This is a genomic window from Moorena sp. SIO2C4 (assembly GCF_010672485.1).
In the GTDB taxonomy this organism is placed as follows: domain Bacteria; phylum Cyanobacteriota; class Cyanobacteriia; order Cyanobacteriales; family Coleofasciculaceae; genus Moorena; species Moorena producens.
In genome coordinates, this window is sequence record NZ_JAAHGN010000692.1 from 1 (window position 1) to 4,075 (window position 4,075).

Consider the following 4,075-nt stretch of genomic DNA (forward strand, 5'->3'; position numbering starts at 1 on the left):
TCCACTGACTGCTGAACGCGCACGCGTGCGCGTAGCGCATATGCTTAGATGGGCTTTTGCCCACACTTTCAATTCTGTAAAATCTCGAACTATTAAATTCTCCCTGTCGATGTTTATTTTAAGCATGATAGCTGACGGCTGAATGCTTAAGTCACGGCTGTTTCATCAAATGATTTTTAATATTCATAGTCGCAAGCTCACGGTCTACCCTGATTCGGAACGAGTGTTTGTTCATCTATTTGGCTCACAACCGACAGCATTCTGGCTAGACAGCTCTCGCGTAGAACCTGGTCTATCTCGTTTTTCTTTTATGGGAGATGGTACAGGACCAAACAGCCTGGTAGTGCAATACTCGATTACTGACCAAAAACTTACCATTAACTGCTCAGGCCAAACAACACATCGTAGAGAAAGTATCTTCTCCTATCTACACAGAGAACTTGAGCGTCGATACAACTGTTTAGAAGGGCTTCCGTTTGACTTTAACTGTGGTTTTGTTGGCTACTTTGGTTACGAACTAAAAGCAGAATGTGGAGGAAATATAGTCCATCAATCGCAATTTCCAGATGCGATGTTTCTCTTAGCAGACCGAATTATTGCTTTTGACCATCAAGAGCAAGTAACCTATCTGTTGTGTCTGACTAAAAAAGGGGAAACTGAGCAAACAAATGCTTGGTTTGAAGGTATCGAAAAACAGCTTTGTACTCTACCTCCTTTGCCTCCCATTGAGTTAGACTATACTCATCGAAAAGTTAGCTTTCGATTGAGTCGTTCCTACCAGAGATATCTGGAAGATATTCAAGAAAGTCTCGATCAAATTAAAGCTGGAGAAAGCTACGAAATTTGCTTGACTAACAAAATTTATGCCAATATCGAACTTGACCCCTTGGCATTTTACCGAAGGTTGCGCCAACTCAATCCTGCACCCTACTCTGCCTTCCTAAAATTTGGCGAGCTAGCTGTGGCTTGTTCATCCCCAGAACGATTCCTGAAAATTGACCCCTCAGGTTGGGTGGAATCTAAACCCATCAAAGGAACTGCCGCACGAGGCCAAACAGAAGAAGAAGATCGACTGTTGTGCGAAGCGTTACGCACTCAGGAAAAAAACCGTTGTGAAAACATAATGATTGTAGACTTACTTCGGAACGATTTGGGCAGGGTTTGCGAAATTGGCAGTGTCCATGTCCCTAAGTTAATGGATGTGGAAACCTATGCCACAGTTCATCAACTGGTGAGTACAATTCGGGGTCGTTTGCGTCCAGATGTAAGGGTGGGAGACTGTATCCGTGCCACATTTCCTGGAGGCTCCATGACTGGTGCTCCTAAGATCTCAACCATGGAGATTATTGATCGATTGGAACTTCAGGCCAGGGGAATCTATTCCGGAGCGATCGGGTTTCTCGCACTCAACGGTGCTGCAGACCTTAACATTGTGATCCGAACTGCTGAGATTACTCCCAATCAAGTATCGATTGGTATCGGTGGTGCTCTGATTGCGTTATCAAATCCCCAGCTGGAATTTGAAGAAACCCTACTCAAGGCTGAAGCCCTAGTGCGTGCGATTGTCTACACGGTTTGTGGAGAGTTTTCTCCAGAGTTGTTTGAGATTGTTGATACTCCCGTCGCTAAATCACGAGATTATAGCGAGGGATTCTTAAGAGTATAAAACCCTTAACGGCTGAACCAAACAGCCTCTACACCCTCAGATCAAATCCTTGGGCTTACTTTTTCAAGGTTTTTGTTGATTTAAGTTTCCAGCAGAGGATTTTCAGCTTGCACTTAAACCGACACTCTTCTCTCCCTAGGAGAAGCTAAGCGAACGAGTGTAATAATATATCTATTATAGCAGAAATATTTAGGATACGCAACAAATTCGGTATCCAATTTCCAAGGGGCTGTGTGGGTCACCTGCGGGAGCACTTTATACGCCCCGTCTCCCGCGCTTGTCTAAGGGCTATAACGGGAGGGGAATTGGAGTTTAGATGGTTTACAAACCGAGATGGTTAATTGTTAATTGTTTGTTAATTGACCATATCTGTTAGTTAACCCTTTTGTCCACTGCTGTAGTGAAAGTCAACAACTACCAGACAATAACCTATCGGTAGACCCTCACTTGGGCGGTAGAGTGCCGAACTTCGTTCGGTAGAGTTGTTGAATTGCCAAAGCTACCAAACCAATGGTAGTAATACCAAAGATAAACGTGGCTAGGGTACTGACTCCCACTACCAGCGTCCGAACTGCGATCGCAATTTTGAGGGCTGTCTGAGAGTTAGACGTGAGGGGTTTATTAGCAAAGGTTGTAGCAATCGAGGCAGTTAGAAAATAAATAGCGCTCGTCAATCCTCCAGAAATCAATGCTCCCGTAAGGCAGCGCCAGGGGGAAGGTAGCGCTTGAGTACTGTTAGGGGTTTCCGTGTCTTGGTTAGATGTTGTCATTAGTCATTAGTGACCAGTATTCAGCAAGTATTAAGTAGGGTTTTAATTATTATCCGGTAGCTTGTTATGTCTGCTAAGTGTTATCTCTACTAGTTGGGCTCTCCCGAGGCTGATCCACAGGGGATTCTAACCTGACACATCTCAACCAGTTATCGATACCAGGGTCAATAACGAAGCTACCAGATATAATCTTACCTTTGTGTGTGTGTAATTACCTTTCTGTGTAATACTTAGTGTTAAGATGGAATGATAGCTGCTTCCAACCTTTGTAGGGCTTCTTTGAAGTCTTGATTAACAATAGTCACATCAAATTCATCAGCAGCTTCAATTTCGGCTTTGGCAATAGAAAGGCGTTGGGCGATTACTTCTTCAGTATCCTTACCCCTCAAGCGAATCCGCTGCTCTAATTCATCTAGACTTGGGGGTAGTACAAAAATACGCAGGGCAGAGGGAAAGGTTTTGTTGATTTTCCTTGCCCCAACCAATTCTATTTCTAAAATAACTGACCTACCCTTCTCAAGAAGCTGCTTGACTGGCAAACTAGGTGTACCGTAGTAATTACCAGCGTACTCAGCCCACTCTAAAAGCTCATCCCCTATGATCATTTCTTCAAACTGGTCACGAGTGACAAAGTAATAGTGTTTGCCATGCACCTCCCCAGGACGTGGTTGCCTGGTGGTTGCTGAAACCAAAAGCTCAAGTTCCGGGTGTCGCTTCAGGAGCTGGCGCAGCAAGGTTCCTTTACCAACACCAGAAGGACCAGTCAATACAATGAGTCTCCCTGCTTCCATGTTGAGTCTAGTTAAGCTTCAAGCTTAATGGTTACCATTGTGACTATCTTTATTGATAACGAAGCGATGGGCAACAGTTTCTGGCTGAATTGCCGAGAGGATGACATGGCTGGAATCGGTCACAATTACCGCTCTGGTGCGACGCCCGTAGGTTGCATCAATGAGATATCCACGCTCTTTTGCCTCAGTAATGATCCGCTTGATAGGAGCAGACTCTGGAGAAACAATTGCTACAACTCGGTTTGCTGAAACAATGTTACCAAAACCAATATTAATCAGCTGAATGTCCATGAGCAACTAACGGCAAAAGCCGGATGAGAAGCTAGTATAAGTATTCAAGTACAATAGTAGCGACATTAATTTAGCCTTACAAGCCTAAAATCCGGTTTTTTACCAGATTTTAGGGAATCATCCGTCTTAACTCTTGAGTGCATAGGGTATTTTGTTCCCAGATAACCAACCCATGGCTCAAGCTGGAGCAAGGGTGCGTGGGTCACTAATCCTGGGATGATAACTGCTGATAGGCAAGGTACACAGCCTCCAGAAACAAGTTAGCCGTGACAACTGACGGTACCTTTTCCAAGGCAATCATGTCTTTGACCTGATCAGCCAGTTGTCGGCTTAACTTCGCTTTTGCCTGAAATGTCATTGCCTCCCGCCGCTGCAAATACTCTCGAATCATAGCAAAGTCTTCTGGCTGCAAGGGGGAGAAATCTGCCTGGGTTTGGAGCTGATTGGCTAAGGCTTGAGCCTGATCGGAGATCTCGAAGCTAGCAGAAGCCATAGGCTGCTCTTCTTGGACTACCAGGGTTCCTGCTAACCAATCTCCCAAGCGTTTCTCTCCCTTA

General features: G+C 44.8%; 4 protein-coding genes and 1 pseudogene. 1 reads left to right on the plus strand and 4 read right to left on the minus strand.

The genetic code is table 11. The annotated features are described in order from the left end of the window. Positions 1–169 precede the first annotated feature (169 nt). A complete protein-coding gene (gene pabB, locus F6K20_RS27290) occupies positions 170–1,666 on the plus strand; it encodes an aminodeoxychorismate synthase component I (protein WP_287296749.1) in 1,497 nt (498 codons plus the stop codon). A 443-nt stretch (positions 1,667–2,109) separates the two neighbouring features. On the opposite strand, the gene F6K20_RS27295 is transcribed toward pabB, so the two are convergent. The 4 genes and pseudogenes from F6K20_RS27295 to F6K20_RS27310 all read right to left on the minus strand — a co-directional run. Further along, positions 2,110–2,436: a DUF3082 domain-containing protein gene (locus F6K20_RS27295; RefSeq protein WP_071102380.1), complete on the minus strand. Its 327-nt coding sequence runs from the start codon at positions 2,434–2,436 to the stop codon at positions 2,110–2,112. 236 nt (positions 2,437–2,672) lie between these two features. Then, on the minus strand, positions 2,673–3,227 hold the full coding sequence (gmk, locus tag F6K20_RS27300) for a guanylate kinase (RefSeq protein ID WP_287296751.1): 555 nt from the start codon (positions 3,225–3,227) through the stop codon (positions 2,673–2,675). Positions 3,228–3,251: 24 nt separating this feature from the next. Continuing rightward, positions 3,252–3,518 carry an extracellular matrix/biofilm regulator RemA gene (gene remA / locus F6K20_RS27305; RefSeq protein WP_008191366.1) on the minus strand — a complete coding sequence of 89 codons (267 nt, stop codon included), beginning with the start codon at positions 3,516–3,518 and terminating at the stop codon, positions 3,252–3,254. A 205-nt stretch (positions 3,519–3,723) separates the two neighbouring features. After that, positions 3,724–4,075: pseudogene (locus tag F6K20_RS27310) on the minus strand (RDD family protein); the annotation flags it as partial.

Excerpts from the sequence above, each read along its gene's own strand:
- pabB (WP_287296749.1), top strand. The coding sequence starts at position 170 with ATGATTTTTAATATTCATAGTCGCAAGCTCACGGTCTACCCTGATTCG.
- F6K20_RS27295 (WP_071102380.1), bottom strand. The coding sequence starts at position 2,436 with ATGACAACATCTAACCAAGACACGGAAACCCCTAACAGTACTCAAGCG.
- gmk (WP_287296751.1), bottom strand. The coding sequence starts at position 3,227 with ATGGAAGCAGGGAGACTCATTGTATTGACTGGTCCTTCTGGTGTTGGT.
- remA (WP_008191366.1), bottom strand. The coding sequence starts at position 3,518 with ATGGACATTCAGCTGATTAATATTGGTTTTGGTAACATTGTTTCAGCA.